Annotated in this window: 15 protein-coding genes; 6 read left to right on the top strand and 9 right to left on the bottom strand. The window is 70.4% G+C overall.

Features of this window, described 5'->3' with window-relative positions; all coding sequences use genetic code 11:
• Positions 1-80 precede the first annotated feature (80 nt).
• The 3 genes from D892_RS0103450 to D892_RS0103440 form a co-directional block, all read right to left on the bottom strand.
• The gene (locus D892_RS0103450; RefSeq protein WP_024799911.1) at positions 81-824 is read right to left on the bottom strand and encodes a FadR/GntR family transcriptional regulator; all 744 of its coding nucleotides are present in this window, start codon (positions 822-824) and stop codon (positions 81-83) included.
• Between the two features lie 134 nt (positions 825-958).
• Positions 959-1,594 carry a phosphoribosyltransferase gene (locus D892_RS0103445; RefSeq protein WP_024799910.1) on the bottom strand — a complete coding sequence of 212 codons (636 nt, stop codon included), beginning with the start codon at positions 1,592-1,594 and terminating at the stop codon, positions 959-961.
• Between the two features lie 79 nt (positions 1,595-1,673).
• Positions 1,674-2,474 (bottom strand): carbon-nitrogen hydrolase family protein, encoded by an 801-nt coding sequence (locus D892_RS0103440; protein WP_024799909.1) that lies wholly within the window; start codon positions 2,472-2,474, stop codon positions 1,674-1,676.
• A 373-nt stretch (positions 2,475-2,847) separates the two neighbouring features.
• Between D892_RS0103440 and D892_RS0103435 the strand changes: the two genes are divergently transcribed.
• Positions 2,848-4,614, top strand: coding sequence for a DEAD/DEAH box helicase (locus D892_RS0103435; RefSeq protein ID WP_024799908.1), 1,767 nt, complete (start codon positions 2,848-2,850; stop codon positions 4,612-4,614).
• 458 nt (positions 4,615-5,072) lie between these two features.
• On the opposite strand, the gene D892_RS0103430 is transcribed toward D892_RS0103435, so the two are convergent.
• On the bottom strand, positions 5,073-5,768 hold the full coding sequence (locus D892_RS0103430; protein ID WP_024799907.1) for a hypothetical protein: 696 nt from the start codon (positions 5,766-5,768) through the stop codon (positions 5,073-5,075).
• Between the two features lie 231 nt (positions 5,769-5,999).
• Between D892_RS0103430 and D892_RS0103425 the strand changes: the two genes are divergently transcribed.
• Complete coding sequence (locus D892_RS0103425; protein ID WP_024799906.1) at positions 6,000-7,172, top strand: acyl-CoA dehydrogenase family protein; 1,173 nt, start codon at positions 6,000-6,002, stop codon at positions 7,170-7,172.
• Positions 7,173-7,234: 62 nt separating this feature from the next.
• Positions 7,235-8,362 (top strand): acyl-CoA dehydrogenase family protein, encoded by a 1,128-nt coding sequence (locus D892_RS0103420; protein ID WP_024799905.1) that lies wholly within the window; start codon positions 7,235-7,237, stop codon positions 8,360-8,362.
• A gap of 239 nt (positions 8,363-8,601) precedes the next feature.
• Here the strand turns inward: D892_RS0103420 and D892_RS0103415 are convergent, their stop codons facing one another.
• Positions 8,602-9,162: a hypothetical protein gene (locus D892_RS0103415; RefSeq protein ID WP_024799904.1), complete on the bottom strand. Its 561-nt coding sequence runs from the start codon at positions 9,160-9,162 to the stop codon at positions 8,602-8,604.
• 278 nt (positions 9,163-9,440) lie between these two features.
• Between D892_RS0103415 and D892_RS0103410 the strand changes: the two genes are divergently transcribed.
• Together D892_RS0103410 and D892_RS43415 are read left to right on the top strand one after the other, a co-directional pair.
• Positions 9,441-9,683, top strand: a complete 243-nt coding sequence (locus D892_RS0103410) for a hypothetical protein (RefSeq protein WP_051499448.1) — start codon at positions 9,441-9,443, stop codon at positions 9,681-9,683.
• A 145-nt stretch (positions 9,684-9,828) separates the two neighbouring features.
• Positions 9,829-10,644 carry a GNAT family N-acetyltransferase gene (locus D892_RS43415; protein WP_024799902.1) on the top strand — a complete coding sequence of 272 codons (816 nt, stop codon included), beginning with the start codon at positions 9,829-9,831 and terminating at the stop codon, positions 10,642-10,644.
• Positions 10,645-10,662: 18 nt separating this feature from the next.
• Here D892_RS43415 and D892_RS0103400 read toward each other — a convergent pair whose 3' ends face one another.
• Positions 10,663-12,249, bottom strand: a complete 1,587-nt coding sequence (locus D892_RS0103400; protein WP_232235965.1) for an FAD-dependent monooxygenase — start codon at positions 12,247-12,249, stop codon at positions 10,663-10,665.
• 44 nt (positions 12,250-12,293) lie between these two features.
• Between D892_RS0103400 and D892_RS0103395 the strand changes: the two genes are divergently transcribed.
• A complete protein-coding gene (locus D892_RS0103395; RefSeq protein ID WP_024799900.1) occupies positions 12,294-13,025 on the top strand; it encodes a TetR/AcrR family transcriptional regulator in 732 nt (243 codons plus the stop codon).
• On the opposite strand, the gene D892_RS0103390 is transcribed toward D892_RS0103395, so the two are convergent.
• The 3 genes from D892_RS0103390 to D892_RS0103380 form a co-directional block, all read right to left on the bottom strand.
• Entirely contained in the window at positions 12,991-13,662 is a 672-nt protein-coding gene (locus D892_RS0103390) for a phosphoribosyltransferase family protein (protein WP_024799899.1), read from the bottom strand. The genes D892_RS0103395 and D892_RS0103390 overlap by 35 nt on opposite strands.
• Positions 13,663-14,190: 528 nt before the next feature.
• Complete coding sequence (locus tag D892_RS40275) at positions 14,191-15,114, bottom strand: hydroxymethylglutaryl-CoA lyase (RefSeq protein WP_084160909.1); 924 nt, start codon at positions 15,112-15,114, stop codon at positions 14,191-14,193.
• Positions 15,114-16,325: a CaiB/BaiF CoA-transferase family protein gene (locus D892_RS0103380; protein WP_024799898.1), complete on the bottom strand. Its 1,212-nt coding sequence runs from the start codon at positions 16,323-16,325 to the stop codon at positions 15,114-15,116. The genes D892_RS40275 and D892_RS0103380 overlap by 1 nt, the downstream gene beginning before the upstream one ends.
• Between the last annotated feature and the right edge of the window lie 74 nt (positions 16,326-16,399).

Below are 16,399 nucleotides of genomic sequence, written 5' to 3'. Positions count from 1 at the left end.
GGGTATCCTCAGATCTCGTCGAGGGGGTTCGGGGGCCGGAACCGGCCCGTCGGGTTATCGGCGAATCATGGTGCGGCGGTTCAGCAGTCGTGCTCGCCGGGCGTCCACACCTCCTCGAGGTGCCTGGTCATCTCCCGGGCCGCGGCGTCGGCGTCGCGGGTCACGATGGCGTCGTAGATGCGGCGATGGCCCGCGACCTGACAGCTGGTCGGCTGGTAACTGGATCCGTCGAGCCGATCGCGGAATCCGCGCAGCAGCGAGTAGACCGCCGAGTGGATGCCGATGACGGTCGGATTACCGGTGGCGTGCCCGATCATCAGATGGAAATCGGCGTCCGCGCGCTGGATTTCGGAATCCCCGGCCGCCACGCGTGCCTCGAACTCCGCCAGCGCCTCGTACAGGCGCTGCCTGCCCTCCTCGGTGAGGTTGCGGGCGGCCAGCGCGGAGACCCCGGGCTCGAAGGCGCGCCGGAACTCCATGACGGAGTCGCTTGCGGTACTGGAGAATTCGACCACCGCGCGGAACGGTGCGACCAGCTCGGCGGCGGACGGGTCGGTGACGAAGGTGCCCTCGCCGTGCCGGCTCTGCACCATCCCCAGCAGATCCAGCTCCCGCAATGCTTCCCGCATGGTGTTGCGGCCGACCCCGAACGCCGTGGCCAGTTCGCGCTCGGGCGGCAGTTTGTGGCCGGCCCGCAACCGCCCGTTGCGCATCTGTTCCTGGAATTGCTCGACCACCGTGCGGGACATGCGTCCGAGCTTCACCGTGGTGAATTCGGGTCCGGCATCGGTGGATTCGGGTCCGGCATCGACAGCGGATGTCACGTGCCACAGCTCCCTCGTGCGTCGGAAGCAACCCGGCGGGGGTTGCGTACTCCACTACACCAACGGTGTGTTTCGGGGCGACGCGGCGTACGTTACGAGGCCGTAAAGGTCCTACCACCGGTCCTTTGTCGTTCTCACGCCCGGGCGGTGCCGAGCAGTTCGATCACCTCGTCGTCGCTGAGCTGGTGAAAGTCCTCGTAGGCGCCGCCGACGCCGCCGAGTACGCGGGGTACCAGCGGGCAGACCGTCTCGTCGGCGATCTCGCCGACACGGTGCAGCGCCTCGGCCGACGAGACCGGCACCGCCACCGTGATCCGGCGCGGTTCGTGTAATCGGACGATCCGGCAGGCGACCGCGACCGTCGCGCCGGTGGCCATGCCGTCGTCGACGATCACCACGCTGCGGCCGCGCGGCGGGATCGGCGCCGCGTGGGCGCGCAACATCCGTTGGCGCCGTTCGAGTTCCGCGCGTTCGTGCCGCTCGGTCTCGGCCAGCTGTTCGGGGGTGATGCCGTTGTGGCGCAGCACGTCCTCGTTGAGCACGCGGGCGCCGCCCTCGCCGAGCGCGCCCATCGCGAGCTCCGGCTGCCAGGGCACGCCCAGCTTGCGCACCAGCAGAATGTCGAGATCGCCGCCGAGTACCGCGTGCACCGCCGCCGCCACCGGAACCCCGCCCCGGGGCAGCCCGAGCACCAGCGGGCCCGACGCCCGCAGGTGGAGCAGCGACTCACCCAGCGCACGACCGGCGGCGGCCCGATCGGGATAGACCATGGTCTGTCGAGTCTAGTTCCCGGGTGGGATCGGGTGGCCGAACCGAAGCAAACCGCGCCCGCCGTTATCGTGCTCGCCGTTATCGCGGTGCGACGGCGAACCGGCGCAGCGACAGGCTCGGATTGCTGCCGCGGACCCGGGCCAGATGACCGAGATCCACCCGTGCGGTGGCGATTCCGGTGGACTCGCCGAGTTCGGCCAGCACCGTGCCCGCCGGATCCACGATCATCGAGGCGCCCGCGCCGCGCGGCGTGGCCTGGTCGGCGGCGGCGACGTAGACCGTGTTCTCGATGGCGCGGGCGCGCAGCAGCGTCGTCCACTGGTCCACCTTCGCCGGACCCGGAATCCACTGCGCCGGCAGCGCGAGCACGTGCGCCCCGGCGGCCGCGACGCGCCGGACACCCTCCGGGAACCGCAGGTCGAAACAGGTCTGCAGCCCGAACACCACGCCGTCGACGGTGAAGGTCGCGGGCTCGGTGATCTCGCCCGGCACCACCACGTCCGATTCCTTGAACCCGAAGGCGTCGTAGAGATGCACCTTCCGGTACACCGCCTCGTACTCGGCGTCCGGCCCGGCCGCGACCAGCGTGTTGTAGATGCGATCGGTCCGGCCCCCGCCGGGCGCCTCCGCCACCCCGGCCACCAGGTGCACGCCGAATTCGGCGGCCAGCCCGCGCAAGCGGTCCACCCACGGCCCGGTGATCGGTTCGGCGGCCGCCACCGCGCGACGGTCCAGCCGGGTCACGGCGAACATCGAATATTCGGGCGCGATGACGACCCGCGCACCGTGTTCGGCCGCCGCGCGCACCTCGTCGCGCAGCATCGCCAGATTCGCGTCCTTGTCGGTGTAGGGCGCGAACTGCACCACCGCGACATCGATGGAGCGAGCCGGTTCCGGCTCCGCCGCCGGGTCGGTCGCGGACTCGGCATCGACGGTGGCCGCCGGCCCACCGCTCGCCTGGTGCGCCGGATTGCCGGTGACCACCGACGGATTGCTGACGACCACCGACGGCGGGCCGTCACCGATCGATAGCGACGGCGGGCCGTCACCGATCGATACCGACGGCGGGCCGTCACCGATCGACGCCGGCGGCAGGCCGCTCACCGCGCCGGACTCCGTTCCGGTGCTGCCGGGGGCTTCGGTGGGCGGCGTGCCGGTGGCGCCGGACACGGCCGGTTCGTGCGGTTGCATAGGTCTCACCGTATGGGCCGACGGTCGGGGCGACCACCACCAGGCAGTAAAGTACAGGTCAATGAGCACCTCACCGGTCGACAGTGGTTCCTTCGCCGACGAGAGGGACGCACCCGACCCGTCCTTCGCCGATCTCGGTATCGATGATCGCGTTCTGGCGGCCATCGCCGATGTCGGCTACGAATCGCCCTCGCCGATCCAGGCGGCGACGATTCCCCCGCTGCTCTCCGGCGCCGACGTGGTGGGCCTGGCACAGACCGGAACCGGTAAGACCGCGGCCTTCGCGATCCCGATCCTGATGGGCCTGGAGGGCAAGGGCAAGGCGCCGCAGGCGCTGATCCTGGCCCCCACCCGCGAGCTGGCGATCCAGGTCGCCGAGGCGTTCGGCAAGTACTCCGCGCATATGCCGGGCGTGCACGTGCTGCCGATCTACGGCGGCCAGAACTACACCGTGCAGCTGTCGGGCCTGCGCCGCGGCGCCCAGGTGGTGGTCGGCACCCCGGGTCGCGTGATAGATCACCTCGAGCGCGGCACCCTGGACCTGTCGCAACTGCGGTACCTGGTGCTGGACGAGGCCGACGAGATGCTCAAGATGGGTTTCCAGGAGGACGTCGAGCGCATCCTCGCCGATACCCCCGCCGACAAGCAGGTGGCGCTGTTCTCCGCCACCATGCCCGGCGCGATCCGCAAGATCTCCAAGCAGTATCTGAAGGATCCGGTCGAGATCACGGTCAAGGCCAAGACGGCCACCGCCACCAACATCACCCAGCGCTGGGTGCACGTCTCGCATCAGCGCAAGCTCGACGCCCTGACCCGCATCCTCGAGGTCGAGCCGTTCGAGGCGATGATCATATTCGTGCGCACCAAGCAGGCCACCGAGGAGCTGGCCGAGAAGCTGCGCTCGCGCGGATATTCGGCGGCCGCCATCAACGGCGATATCGCGCAGAACCAGCGCGAGCGGACCATCGGCCAGCTGAAGTCGGGGACGCTGGACATTCTGGTCGCCACCGACGTCGCCGCCCGCGGGCTGGACGTCGACCGCATCTCGCACGTCGTCAACTACGACATCCCGCACGACACCGAGTCCTACGTGCACCGCATCGGCCGCACCGGCCGGGCCGGCCGCAGCGGCGAGGCGCTGCTGTTCGTCGCGCCGCGCGAGCGCCGGCTGCTGGACGCGATCGAGCGCGCCACCCGTCAGCCGCTGACCGAGATGCAGCTGCCGACCGTGGAGGACGTGAACGCGCAGCGGGTGGTGAAGTTCCACGACGCCATCACCGAGAACCTCGCCTCACCCAATCTGGCCCTGTTCCGCAAGCTGATCGAGGACTACGAGGCCGAGCACAACATTCCGCTGGCCGATATCGCCGCCGCGCTCGCGGTCGGCGGGCACGACGGCGACAACTTCTTCATGGAGCCCGAGCCGGAGCCGCGCCCGCGCAAGTTCGATCGTGAGCCGCGCCGGGAGCAGGGGGGCGGGGCCGCCCGTCATCGCGCGACCGGCGCCGAGATGGCGACCTACCGCATCGCGGTCGGCAAGCGCCACCGGGTGGTGCCCGGTGCGATCGTCGGCGCCATCGCCAACGAGGGCGGCCTGCGCCGCAGCGATTTCGGCCACATCAGCATCCGCCCCGACCACAGCCTGGTCGAATTACCGGCCGATCTGCCGCCGGACACCCTGGATGCCTTGCGCCGCACCAGGATCAGCGGCGTCCTGATCCAGCTCCAGCCCGATCAGGGCCCGCCCGGGCATCGCGGCGGCGGCACCGTGGGCCGCGGCCCCCGCCGCGATCAGCGCCGCCCGGACCGCCGCAAGCCACGTTCCTGACGGCCGCAAGCCGCGCTCGTGACGGCCGCTGCCCCGCTCCTGATGGCGGCCGCAAGCGTCGTTCCTGACGGCCGCGAGCCGCGTTCCTGACGGCCGCTGCCCCGCTCCTGATGGCGGCCCCCGCAGCCCCGCTCCCGATGGCGGCCGCGAGCGTCGTTCCTGACGGCCGTGAGCCCGCAGGCATCCGGAGCCGCAGGTCGTGCTGCCGACGCGCAGATGTGCCGCCAACCGAGCAAGCTCCGTTTCCGGCGGCGGGTTCGCTCCCAGCCTCGCGTGCTCGCGATGGATCACGCGTTCGTGGCCCGGCATGTGCCGCTCACGCCGACGGGCACCCGAACTTGCCGACCGCGCCGATCGTTATCCGCGGTGCGCGGGAAAAGTACTGCGCCACACCGGCTTCCGGTGTGGCGCAGGTGGTTCGCCGGGCCGCCCGGTGATGCCGGGTACCCGGTGCGATATCAGTTACCCGGTACGGAGCGGGGGACCGGCCGGTCGTCCGAGGGCGGCTTGGGGGCGTACGGATCGGTCAGCGGGTTGGGGTAGACCGTGATGACGCCGACCGTGGGTGCCATCACGCAGTTGGCGCCGGGGTAGGCGATCGTGCCCCACATGCTGGCGACGACCGTGCCGGGCCCGCTGTCGACCGTCTTGGTCAGGGCCGGGGTATCGAATTCGGTGCGCTCGTCCAGCGGCATCACACCGCTGCGGCCGTTGCCGGTGTTGAGCCAGGCCACCGTCAGACCGGAGCTGATGGGGAAGCCCGGCTGGTTCGGGGTGGCCTGGAAGCGCACGGTGGCGTACTCGCCGGCGATGCCCCGGTCCGGGCCCGGCACGCCGGCGTTGCCCGCGACGGCGGTCAGCGAGATCGGCACGTTGGGGCCGCAGCCGAAGGTCGGCGCCTGATACCAGAACGGCGTGAACCCGCCCGCGACGTGGTCGAGTTTGGCGGCCGAGATCAGGTGCGCCGTATTCGCCAGCGAACCCACGCCCTCCCGGGCGGCGGGATCGGTGCCCGCCGTGGCGGTGAGCTGTTCGATGGCGGTGTCGATCGGCGACTCGGCGGGTTCGGCGGTGGCGCTGCCGAGGGTTGCCGCCGCGCTCAAACCGCAGGCCGCCGCTACCGCGGCCAGACGCGCGAAGGTCTTGCCGTTCACTCGTGGTGCTCCTTGTCGTGAACTCCGGGCCGGCGATGGACAATGCCCCGGGGGTCGGTCGACTCCGGCGGGGCGCGCGGCCTTTCCGCAGCAACGTACCAGGTCCCGGCCGGTCAGGCAGGTCGCACCCGGAACTCGGACCGGAATCGTGCGGGCGGTCCTGCCGACGGCGCCGGATTACCGGGGGGTAAGTTTGGTGGCCGGACATCCGAACACGGTGGGGAGACGCCCATGCAACTTGCCCTGTCACCCGACGAGGCGCACTTCCGGGACGAACTGCGCCGGTTCTACCGGACCGAGATCCCGGCCGAGATTCGCGACAAGGTCGAGCACGGCCGCGAGTTGTCCCGCGAGGACGTCGTGACGACGCACAAGATCCTGAACGAGCACGGCCTGGCCGTCCCGAAGTGGCCTGTCGAGTGGGGCGGCAAGGACTGGACGCCGATTCAGCGTCACATCTGGGAAGACGAGATGCAGCTGGCGTGCGTGCCGGAGCCGTTGACGTTCAACGCCAACATGATCGGCCCGGTGATCGCGCAGTTCGGTTCGCAGGAGCTCAAGGAGCGGTTCCTGCCGCCCACCGCGGCGCTGGACATCTGGTGGTGCCAGGGCTTCTCCGAACCCGATGCCGGCTCCGACCTCGCCTCGCTGCGCACCACCGCGGTGCGCGACGGCGACTCCTACATCGTCAACGGCCAGAAGATCTGGACCACGCTGGCCCAGTGGGCCGACTGGATCTTCTGCCTGGTGCGCACCGACCCGAACGCGCCGAAGAAGCAGGCGGGCATCTCGCTGCTGCTGTTCGATGTGAAGACCCCCGGTGTGACGGTCCGGCCGATCAAGCTGATCGACGGCGGCCACGAGGTGAACGAGGTCTTCTTCGAGAATGTCCGGGTGCCCGCCGATCAGCTGGTCGGCGAGGAGAACATGGGCTGGACCTACGCGAAGTTCCTGCTCGGCAACGAGCGCACCGGCATCACCGGCGTCGGCCGCACCAAGGTCCGGCTGGCGGTGGCGAAAAAGCATGCGGCACAGACCAAGACGGCGAACGGCACGCTGCTCGAGGATCCGCTGTTCGCCGCCCGGGTGGCCGAGCTGGAGAACGAGCTGCTGGCGCTGGAGCTGACGCTGCTGCGGGTGGTGGCCAATTCCAGTGAGGGCCGGCCGAATCCGGCCTCCTCGGTGCTCAAGCTGCGCGGCAGCGAACTGCAGCAGGCCGCGACCGAGCTGCTGCTCGACATCGCGGGACCGGACGCGCTCCCGGTCGGCGCGACCGATATCGCCTCGCCGGACTGGGCGCAGCGCAGCGGTCCCAGCTACCTGAACGTCCGCAAGACCACCATCTACGGAGGCTCGAGCGAGGTGCAGCGCACCATCATCGCCTCCACCATCCTCGGGCTGTAATTTACCCACCCGGCCGGCTCCACAAGGCTCCGCCGGCCTGCCATCCCCTGAGAGGCGCCGCCATGGATTTCGAACTCACCGATGAACAGGTCCTGCTGCGCGACACGGTGCGCGAGCTGCTGGCCCGCGCCTACGACCCGGAGAACCGGCTGAAGGTGATCGACACCGAACTCGGCTGGAACCGCGACGTGTGGTCGCAGCTGGCCGAATTGGGCGTGCTGGGGCTGAGTTTCAGCGAGGCGGACGGCGGCATGGACGCCGGTCCCGTGGAGACCATGGTGGTCATGGAGGAGATCGGCCGCCGGCTGGCGCCGGAACCGCTGCTGGACGCGGTCCTGCTGCCGGGCGCGCTGATCGCCCGCGCCGGGACCGACGAGCAGCGGCAGCGAGTGCTGCCCGGCGTGGCGGCCGGCACCACCCTGCTCGCGCTGGCCCACGACGAACCCGGATCGCGCTGGCCGGCCACGGAGGTGGCCACCCGGGCCGAGGCCGACGGCGACGGCTACCGCCTGACCGGTGTGAAAAACCCGGTGGCCCACGGGGATTGCGCAGACCAGCTGGTGGTGAGCGCGACCGGGACGGACGGTGTGCAGGCGCTGTTCCTGGTCGCCGCCGACGCCGCGGGCGTGGCGCGCAAGCCGTACCGGACCTTCGACGGTGGTCGTGGCGCGCAGGTGGAGTTCACCGCCGCCCCGGCCGAACTGCTCGGCCCGGTGGCCGGGGTGCTCGACGCGGCGATCGGCACGGCACAGGCGAGCCTGTGCGCGGAGGCGGTCGGCGCGATGTCCGAGGCGCTGCGGCTGACCACCGACTACTTGAAGACCCGCAAGCAGTTCGGCGTCCCGCTGTCGACGTTCCAGACGCTGACCCAGCGCGCCGCGAACATGTACGTCTCGCTCGAGCTGGCGCGCAGCATGAGCCTGTATCTGACCGCCGCGCTGGCCGACGGGGACGTGGGCCCGGTGCCGGCGTCGCGGGCGCGGCTGCAGGTGAGCCGGGCCGCGCGGCACATCGGGCAGGAAGCGGTCCAGATGCACGGCGGGATCGGCATCACGACCGAATATCCGGTGAGCCACTACGTCGCCCGGCTGACGGCCGTCGAACGCGTCCTCGGTGGCGGCAACGACCACCTGCAGGTGCTCGCGCGGCAGGTGGGCGACTACGAGCTGGCCGAGTTCCAGTGCCGTTGAGCGGGCCGGGTTCCGGTATTGCTGGACCCGGTTGCGTTCTGGTGTGGTTGAGTCCGGCTGGGTTCGAGGGTTGCCGAGTCCGGTCGGGTTCTGGTGTCGTTGAGTCCGAGTCGAGGGTTGCCGAGTCCGGCTGGGCTCCAGCGTCACTGCGTCCGGGGCGGTTCCGGTGTTGCCGAGTCCGGCCGGACTTCTGGCGTGGTTGACGTGGCCCGGTTCCGGCGTTGCTGTTCCGGGCCTGATCAGTTCTCGTCGTAGAAGTCCGGCGCCTGCTCGGATTCCGGGGTGGGCGTCGGGCTGGTCGTCGCCTCGGTGACGATCGGGTGGGGCGTCGTGTCGGTGGGGGTTCGCCGGGTCGTCGTGGTCGGGCGGGGCCGGGTGGTCGTCGTCCGGGACTCGTCGAACGATCCGGACGTGGTGGTCCGCGTGGTTTCGCTCGGCCCGGCATACGGTGCCGGAGAACTGGTTTCGTCCCTGGACGTGGTGGTCCCGGGCGCCCCGGAGATGGTGCGTCGCGGCGGGGGATCGACCGCCACGCGCCAGCTGGGCGACGGCGGGATGTGGACGGCCGCGGTCGTGCTGCCCGACGGGCTCGTGAGTAGCCCGGTGGGGGCGGATTGCAGATCGGCGTTCAGCGGTGGCGGTGTGACGTAGACCTCGTGCTGCCCCAGCCCGCAGGAGCCGATGAGCACCAGCCCCAGCGAGACCGCGCCGGCGGCCAGCGCCGGGCCGGCCACCCTGACATCCAGGCGGCGAGGGGTGTTCTCGCCTGCGCCCGCCCCCGAACCCGCGTGGTCGTCCATGGGTGCGCCGCTCCTCGTGCTGTCCGGATGGCCTCACCTTAGCCAAGGCAGCGCCGTCGGGCCAGACGGGGCGGTCGCGCGGCACGATACCGGAAGAGGATTCAAAACAACTGTGATTCACATATCGAATCGCTAACATCCGCGTGTCGTACGCCGTGTCGGGTGACGTTTGGGCAACGGAGAGATACCGTGTGAGCCACCTTACACAGGCGACGCCTGAAGCTTGCCTTACGACACCGCCGAATTCGCGGGTCGGCAGGCGTCATCGAGGAGTGGTGATGGGAGCGTACTCGCTGCATGCGGCGACGCAGAACGGTTCGGACGCAATCGAATCCGGCCGGTCGGCCGGGGCCGTCGTCGCCCGGGTGGTGGCCTGGCTGATCTTCGTGGGCGGTGTGGCCGGTGCGGTGCTCGGCATCGCCGGACTACGTGTCGAGATCGCCGTCGCGGGCCTCATTCTCGCCTGCACCGCCGGACTGGTTCTGCTCAAGCTGCGCGCCGACGCGGCTCAATCGGTCTGACCCGCCGACGCCTCGGCCGGTTCCGGCGCGCTGCCGGTCCGGCGATCCGGCCGTGCCGCCGTCCGTCGATCCGCCGGGCACGGTGCGACGCAGCGGCTCGAAAACCGGTGGGTGGCAAGGGGTGGCGCGCCTACCGTGGGTAGGTATGAGGATCGAATCGACCTGCGACGCGGCCGAGTTCCAGCGGCGCACGGCGGCGTTCGTGGGGCGGGAACCCCTGCGGAATACGGTCATCGCGACGGTTGTGGACAGCTATGCGACGGGGCTGTCCGACGGTTCGGCGGTGTTCGCGTCGGTGCATGCGGGCGGTTCGGTGGTGGGTGTCGCGATGTGCACGGCCGGGCACAGCGTGTACCTGGGCGATATGCCCGATCCCGCGGTGCCGGATGTGGTGGCGGCCCTCGCGAAGCGGATTCCCGATACGCCCGGTGTCGAGGGCGCGCCGGGCACCGCCCTGGTGTTCGCCGAGCAGTGGAGCGCGCTGTGCGGCGGCGAGTTCCGGTTCGACTTCGCCAGCCGGCTGTACCGGCTGGCCGAGCTGTCGGTGCCGCGGGTCCTCGGATATGCCCGGCGCGCCGGCGAATCCGATGTCGAGATGTGTGCGCTGTGGTCGCGGCAGATGGGCAGCGAAATGGGAATCAGCATGAGCGCCGGGGCGATTCGTGCTCGAGTCGCCCTGGGGCGCTGGTGGCTGTGGGAGGACGACGGTCGGCCGGTCTGCATGGTAGGCCATCAGGCCCGGGCCTACGGCTGGACGCGGATCGGGCCCGTCTACACGCCGCCCGAGTCCCGCCGGCGCGGCTACGCCGCCGCGCTCACCGCTCATGTGTCGAAGCTGCTGCGCGACAACGGCTCCGAGGTGTGCCTGTTCACCGACGTCGGCAACCCGACCTCGAACAAGATCTACCGCGAGATCGGGTTCGAGCCGGTACGCAATTTCGTGCACTACGAGTTCACCTGAGCCGTCGGCTCCGATCGATCATTGTGCCGCAGGCGAATCCGGCATCGCACCGACCGATGACCGGCGACCTGCGCCGGGGGATGCCGGAATTCCGCGGTCCAGGATTCGGTCGAGTGCCGAACGCAGCGCGCTGCCCGGGTCGGCGGGAAGCGCGGGGGAGCGCCAGGCGACGATCTGGTCCGGCCGCACCAGGAGCGCGCCGGAGCGGGTGAGACCGGCTGCCGTGCACCAGGTCTCGTCCATCTCGTGCACCTCCACCGGTGCTTCCTGCGCCCGCCACGCTCGGCCGTCCGGGCCGATCAGCAGCGCACAGCGGGTGTCGACGAGATCGAGCGCGGAGCGGCCGCCGGGCAGAAAGTGGTGCGGCAGCCGGGTTCCCGGCTGACCGGCCAGATCGAGACGGGTCATCGTGTGCGGGCTCCCGTCGTCGATGACCGCGGCACTGTGACAGCGGGCGCCGAGGATCAGGGCGATCGGGTCGGCCAGCGGTGTGCCGTCGGTGGATTCGGTGTTCAGCGCCCGCAGGTTCGCGATCCGCACGCTGGACTGGTCGGCGGTGTACCAGCCGATCGGGTGCCGTTCGGCGTGGTAGCTGTCCAGCAGGGCCTCGCCCGCGGCCCCGTGCAGCACGTGCGCGAGCTTCCAGGCAAGATTGTGCGCGTCCTGAATCCCGGTGTTCGCACCCGCCGCGGCGTAGGGCGGCATGACGTGTGCGGCGTCGCCCGCCAGGAACACTCGGCCGGACCGGTACCGATCGGCGACGAACATGCCGGACTCCCATGGCAGCACGCTCAGCAGTTCGACGTCGAGGCCGGGCGCGCCGATCGCGGTGCGCAGCGCCTCGGGCCACCGCTCGGCCGGGCGGTCCACGCCCTCGCCGGTGGTGAAGATCCAGCGGAATTCCCCGTCCACCGAGGCGAAGGTGCCGGGCACGGAGTCGTTCTCGATCTGGCAGAGGTTGAACTCCCGGCCGCGCACCAGCTCTCGGAGGTCGGCCCGGAAGTAGACGTTGACGGCGCGGCCGAGGGTGCCCCGCCCGCTGCGTGCGATGCCCAGCCGCTCCCGGATCGGGCTCGCAGCACCGTCGGCGGCGATCAGGTAATCGGCCCGCAACCGTTCCACGGTGCCGTCGCCGGCCCGCAGCACCGCCTCGATTCCCGTTGTGTCCTCGGTGAATTCGACGCATTCGGTGTCGAAGCGGAGATCGCAGCCGCGCCGTTCGGCCAGCCGGCGCAGCGTCGGTTCCAGTAGATCCTGCGCGCACAGGCAGGCGGGCGCCGGGGTGAGGGTGTCCCACTGCGGAATACCGCCGGGCAGCGTAAACGGCAGTTGCCGGGCCTGCGCCAAGGTGGGCCCGGCCGCCATCGCCTGATGGGCGGCGAGGCCGCGCGCCGCCTCCAGCACCTCCTCGGCGATTCCGGCCTGCCGGAACAGCTCCATCGTGCGGATGTTGATACGCCGCGCCTTCGGCTGCGGCGAGGTGCCGCGCCGGCGCTCCACCAGCGCCGCCGACACCCCCTGGTGCTGCAGGAACAGCGCGGCCGACAGCCCGACGAGGCCGCCGCCGACGATCAGGACGCGCGGTGGGTGTACGTCGTACATCATGTGTACGTTGTACACGGATGATTGAATGCGGTCAAGGAGGTGCGATGACGGAGGAGGCACCCGGACCACTGGTCTGGTCGCTGCCGGAACCGCCCGGCCGGCCGACCACGAGCCTGAGCCGGGCCGAGATCCTGCGTGCCGGGCTGGCCGTCGCGGATGCGGAGGGCGCCCGGGCGCTCACCATGCGCCGGGTGGCCGCCGCGGTCGGCGCGTCGACCCCGATGTCGCTGTATCGCTACGTCGGCAGCAAGGACGGCCTGGTCGACCTGATGATCGATGCGGTCTACGGCGAGATCCCGCTACCCGAGCCGCCGGCCACGCAGTGGCGGACCGGATTGGAGCGCCTGGCCCTGGACACCTGGGCGGTGATCTGCCGCCACCTGTGGTTCGGCGAACTCTGGCACACCCGCCCGCCACTGGGCCCGAATGCCCTGCGCTACTTCGACTACCGGTTCGCGCTGCTGGAGCCGCTGGGCCGCGGCGCCGACGATCTGACGTTGCTCACCGGCGCCGTCGACGGCCATCTGTTCGGCGCCGCCCTCCAGCTGGCCGAGGAGCGGCGCATGCGCGCCCGCGCCGGCCTGCACACCGACGCGGAACTGGCCGCCGCCGCGGCGCCCGTCGTCGAGCCGATGCTCGCCGACGGCCGCTACCCGGCCTTCGCCCGATGGTTCCACGGTCGCACCGGCGCGGGTCCGGACGATCCGGTGGCCTGGACATTGGGTTGCGTGCTGGACGGACTCACCGAACGGCTGGGACTGCCGCGCTCTCCCTAGCCGGTTCGGACTCGCCGCGCAGCAACTCGCAGACGTGCTCGTCGTCGACCGGTGCGTAGTCCTGATAGAACTCGCCGACATGGGTGATCCGGTCGCTGGTGTGCGAGCAGACCACCTTGTCGGCGTCGCCGGTCATCTCGGCCATCGCCGCCTCGGTGCCGACCGGCGCCGCCACCACGACGCGGATCGCGCCGCGCGAGTACGCCGCCCGGCAGGCCGCCCGGGTGAGTGCCGCGACGGCCAGTGCCTCGTCCACGATCACGACGGTGCGGCCGGCCAGTTCGAGCCGCGGCCGGGCCGAGCGCAGATGTTCGACTCTGCGGCGCAGGGCATCTCGCTCCCGCCGTTCGATGCGGCTCAGCTCGGATGCGTCGGTGCGCAGGATGCGTGCCCGGTTGCCGTCGACGATGCGAACGCCGCGCTCGGCGATCGCGCCGAACGCCGGCTCCGACCACTCGGGCGTGCGCAGTTGATGGACCACGGTGACGTCGAGCGCCACGTGTAGTTCGGCCGCGACGGCGGATGCCACGGCGGCACCGCCGCCGGCGAGGCCGACGACCACGATGTCCGGGCCCCGGAAGGCCCGTAGGTGTCCGGCTAGTCGGCGGCCGGCGTCGCGACGATCCAGATACAGCATCAGGCCTCCCGAAGGATCGTGGAAACGAATCGGCTGCGCCGGGTGTCTTGTGTCTCGGATGGTAACGGTGCTGTGTCGAAGCTCGAAAACTGTACGCGCCGTTTGCAATTACAGGTACTATTCGAGCAGTGGTCGTGCAGGTGGCGACCGCCGGGCCGTCGCCCCTCCTCGTGAGCGGGCGAAAATGTGTGTGCCATAGGGGATTCTGGCTGTCTGTGGGGGTATCCAGGATCCATACTTCCTCCGGAATCACCTATGTGGTGGTGTGAGCCACACTTCAGGACTCGGAAGACATCGTTATCGATTGTACGTCCGGCCTGGCGGCGCCTGTTGTGAAACAGGAATGTTCTACAACGCCGGATCGATTGTTGTCCATTGAAATGTACTGCGCTAGGGCTACTTTCGTAGCGATCGGTTTGTGATGCGGGGTATTCGCAGGCGGCCGGTCGTCAACCGGGCGATAAATCCGGACAGCGATCATCCGAAGACTGTGATCATCCGGAAGCGGGGATCATTCGGGGGCGGGGATCATCCGAGGGCGGGGGTGACCCATTCGAACGCCGTCGCCTCCGACCGTGCCCCCTCGGCAGTGCGCGACCGGTTGGGTTCGCCGAGTTCGGACAGCAAGGTCTCGGTCGTATCCACCAGGGCCGCCAGCGTTTTCGGATCGAACCAGCCGGGACGGGTCGCGAACAGCAGGTCCTCGCTCGCGGTGTTTCCACTGGCGCCCGGGGCGAACGGACAGCCACCGAGCCCGCCGAGCGATCCGTCCACCACCGCGGCCCCCGCGGCGAGGGCGGCCAGCGAATTGGCGACGCCCATACCCCAGGTGTCGTGACCGTGGAAGACGATGCGGCGGTGCGCTTCTCCCCAGCCGCCCCGGGCGCCGACCGCCTCGACGAGCGCGGCCACCTGAGCGGGGTGGGCCTGCCCGAGGGTATCGGCCAGCACGATGTCGCAGGCGCCGTCGGTGCGGGGGTCGGTGGCGATCGCCAGCACCCGCTCCGGATCGACCGGCCCGTCGAACGGGCAGGTGAACGAGGTCGCCAGGCACAGCTGGATGGATCCGCCCGCCTGCCGCGCCAGCCGGATCGCCTCCGGCATGGCGGCCACGCTGTCCTCGGCGGTGCGGCCGATATTGGCCTTGTTGTGCGCATCCGACACCGACAGGCAGTACTGGAAGTTGCGCACACCCGCCTCGGCGGCGCGGGCCACCTGGCGCGGCGTCGCCACCCATACCCAGCAGCGTTGCAGCTCTTCGGGTTCCAGGGCGGCCACCAGATCCATCGTGTTGGCCATCGGCGGCACCAGATCGGGCCGGGCCATCGAGCCGATCTCCAGCTCGGGCACGCCCAGTGCCAGCAGGGTGCGGGTGATCTCCACCTTGCGCTCGGTCGGCAGGACCTTGCCGGTCAGCTGCAGGCCGTCGCGCAGCGTCACATCGCGCAGCATCAGTCCGCCTCCAGCGCGCTGATCTCGGCATCCGACATGTTCAGCAGCGTCGACAGTACCTCGTGGGTGTGTTCGCCCAGGTCCGGGCCGACGGAGCGGATGGGCAGCGACTGCCCGCCGATCACCGGCACGATGCCCGGGAAGCCGACCTCCTTCGGTTCCGGCTCGCCCACGTCGACGGGGAACGGCTGAATCATGTTGCGCGCCCGGTACTGCGGATCGGCGGCGATATCGGCGGCGGTGTAGATCGGGCCGGACGGGATGGCGGCCTCCTCCAGGATGCGCAGCGCCTCGTCGCGGGTGTGCCGGCCGGTCCATTCGGAGATGGCGGCATCGAGCCGGTCGCGGTGTCGCCAGCGGCCGGCGTTGTCGGCCAGCTCCGGGTCGTCGGCCAGGTCGGGGCGGCCGATCACGCGCATGTAGCGCTGGAAGATGGCGTCGCCGTTGCCGCCGATGATGATGCTGGTGCCGTCGGCGCACGGATAGGCGTTACTGGGCGCGATGCCCTCCATCCGGCCGCCGACGCGCTCGCGCCGGATGCCGTAGGCGAAGTAGTCGGGGACCAGCGATTCCATCATCGACAGGATCGACTCGTTGAGCGCCACGTCGATGATGCGCTGCGACAACGGGATCGGGTCGGTCGCCCGGTCGCGCTGGAACAGCGCCATCACCGTGCCGAAGGCGGCGTAGACGCCGGCGATCGAATCGCCGATCGAGACGCCGACCCGCACCGGCGGCCGGTCCGGGTCGCCCACCAGTTCGCGCAGCCCGCCGACCGCCTCCGCGACCGCCGCGAATCCGGGCCGCTGGGCCATCGGGCCGGTCTGACCGTAGGCGGAGATCCGGGTGATCACCAGATCCGGATTGGCCACGGAGAGCACCTCCGGGCCCAGCCCCCAGCGCTCCAGCATGCCGGGCCGGAAATTCTCCAGCAGCACATCGCACTGCCGGATCAGATCCAGCACGGCCGCCCGGCCCTCGGCCGAGCGCAGGTCGAGCGTGATCGACTTCTTGTTGCGGTTGACGGTGCGGTACAGCATCGAGGTGTCGCCGCCGTAGAGGCGCCAATTGCGCAGTTCGTCACCGGTTTTCGGGCGCTCGACCTTGATCACCTCGGCGCCGAAGTCGCCGAGGATGCGCCCGGCGGTCGGCGCCGCGATGTAATTGCCGAGTTCCAGCACCCGCACACCGTCCAGCGGCCGAATCTCCATGCCCCGATTCAACCACCCGGAAGGGGACGGCTGTGACGGTAGGAGAGTCGACCGCCACGGCCGGCCCCGGCGAG

Source organism: Nocardia sp. BMG51109, from assembly GCF_000526215.1.
Taxonomy (GTDB): Bacteria; Actinomycetota; Actinomycetes; order Mycobacteriales; family Mycobacteriaceae; genus Nocardia.
Note: the sequence above shows the minus strand (reverse complement) of the source record. Positions and strands in the feature narration are given on the sequence as shown.

Bases quoted from the DNA above. Each gene is read 5' to 3' on its own strand.
- D892_RS0103445 (WP_024799910.1), bottom strand. From the start codon at position 1,594: ATGGTCTATCCCGATCGGGCCGCCGCCGGTCGTGCGCTGGGTGAGTCG.
- D892_RS0103435 (WP_024799908.1), top strand. From the start codon at position 2,848: ATGAGCACCTCACCGGTCGACAGTGGTTCCTTCGCCGACGAGAGGGAC.
- D892_RS0103425 (WP_024799906.1), top strand. From the start codon at position 6,000: ATGCAACTTGCCCTGTCACCCGACGAGGCGCACTTCCGGGACGAACTG.
- D892_RS0103420 (WP_024799905.1), top strand. From the start codon at position 7,235: ATGGATTTCGAACTCACCGATGAACAGGTCCTGCTGCGCGACACGGTG.
- D892_RS0103415 (WP_024799904.1), bottom strand. From the start codon at position 9,162: ATGGACGACCACGCGGGTTCGGGGGCGGGCGCAGGCGAGAACACCCCT.
- D892_RS0103410 (WP_051499448.1), top strand. From the start codon at position 9,441: ATGGGAGCGTACTCGCTGCATGCGGCGACGCAGAACGGTTCGGACGCA.
- D892_RS43415 (WP_024799902.1), top strand. From the start codon at position 9,829: ATGAGGATCGAATCGACCTGCGACGCGGCCGAGTTCCAGCGGCGCACG.
- D892_RS0103400 (WP_232235965.1), bottom strand. From the start codon at position 12,249: ATGATGTACGACGTACACCCACCGCGCGTCCTGATCGTCGGCGGCGGC.
- D892_RS0103395 (WP_024799900.1), top strand. From the start codon at position 12,294: ATGACGGAGGAGGCACCCGGACCACTGGTCTGGTCGCTGCCGGAACCG.
- D892_RS0103390 (WP_024799899.1), bottom strand. From the start codon at position 13,662: ATGCTGTATCTGGATCGTCGCGACGCCGGCCGCCGACTAGCCGGACAC.
- D892_RS40275 (WP_084160909.1), bottom strand. From the start codon at position 15,114: ATGCTGCGCGATGTGACGCTGCGCGACGGCCTGCAGCTGACCGGCAAG.
- D892_RS0103380 (WP_024799898.1), bottom strand. From the start codon at position 16,325: ATGGAGATTCGGCCGCTGGACGGTGTGCGGGTGCTGGAACTCGGCAAT.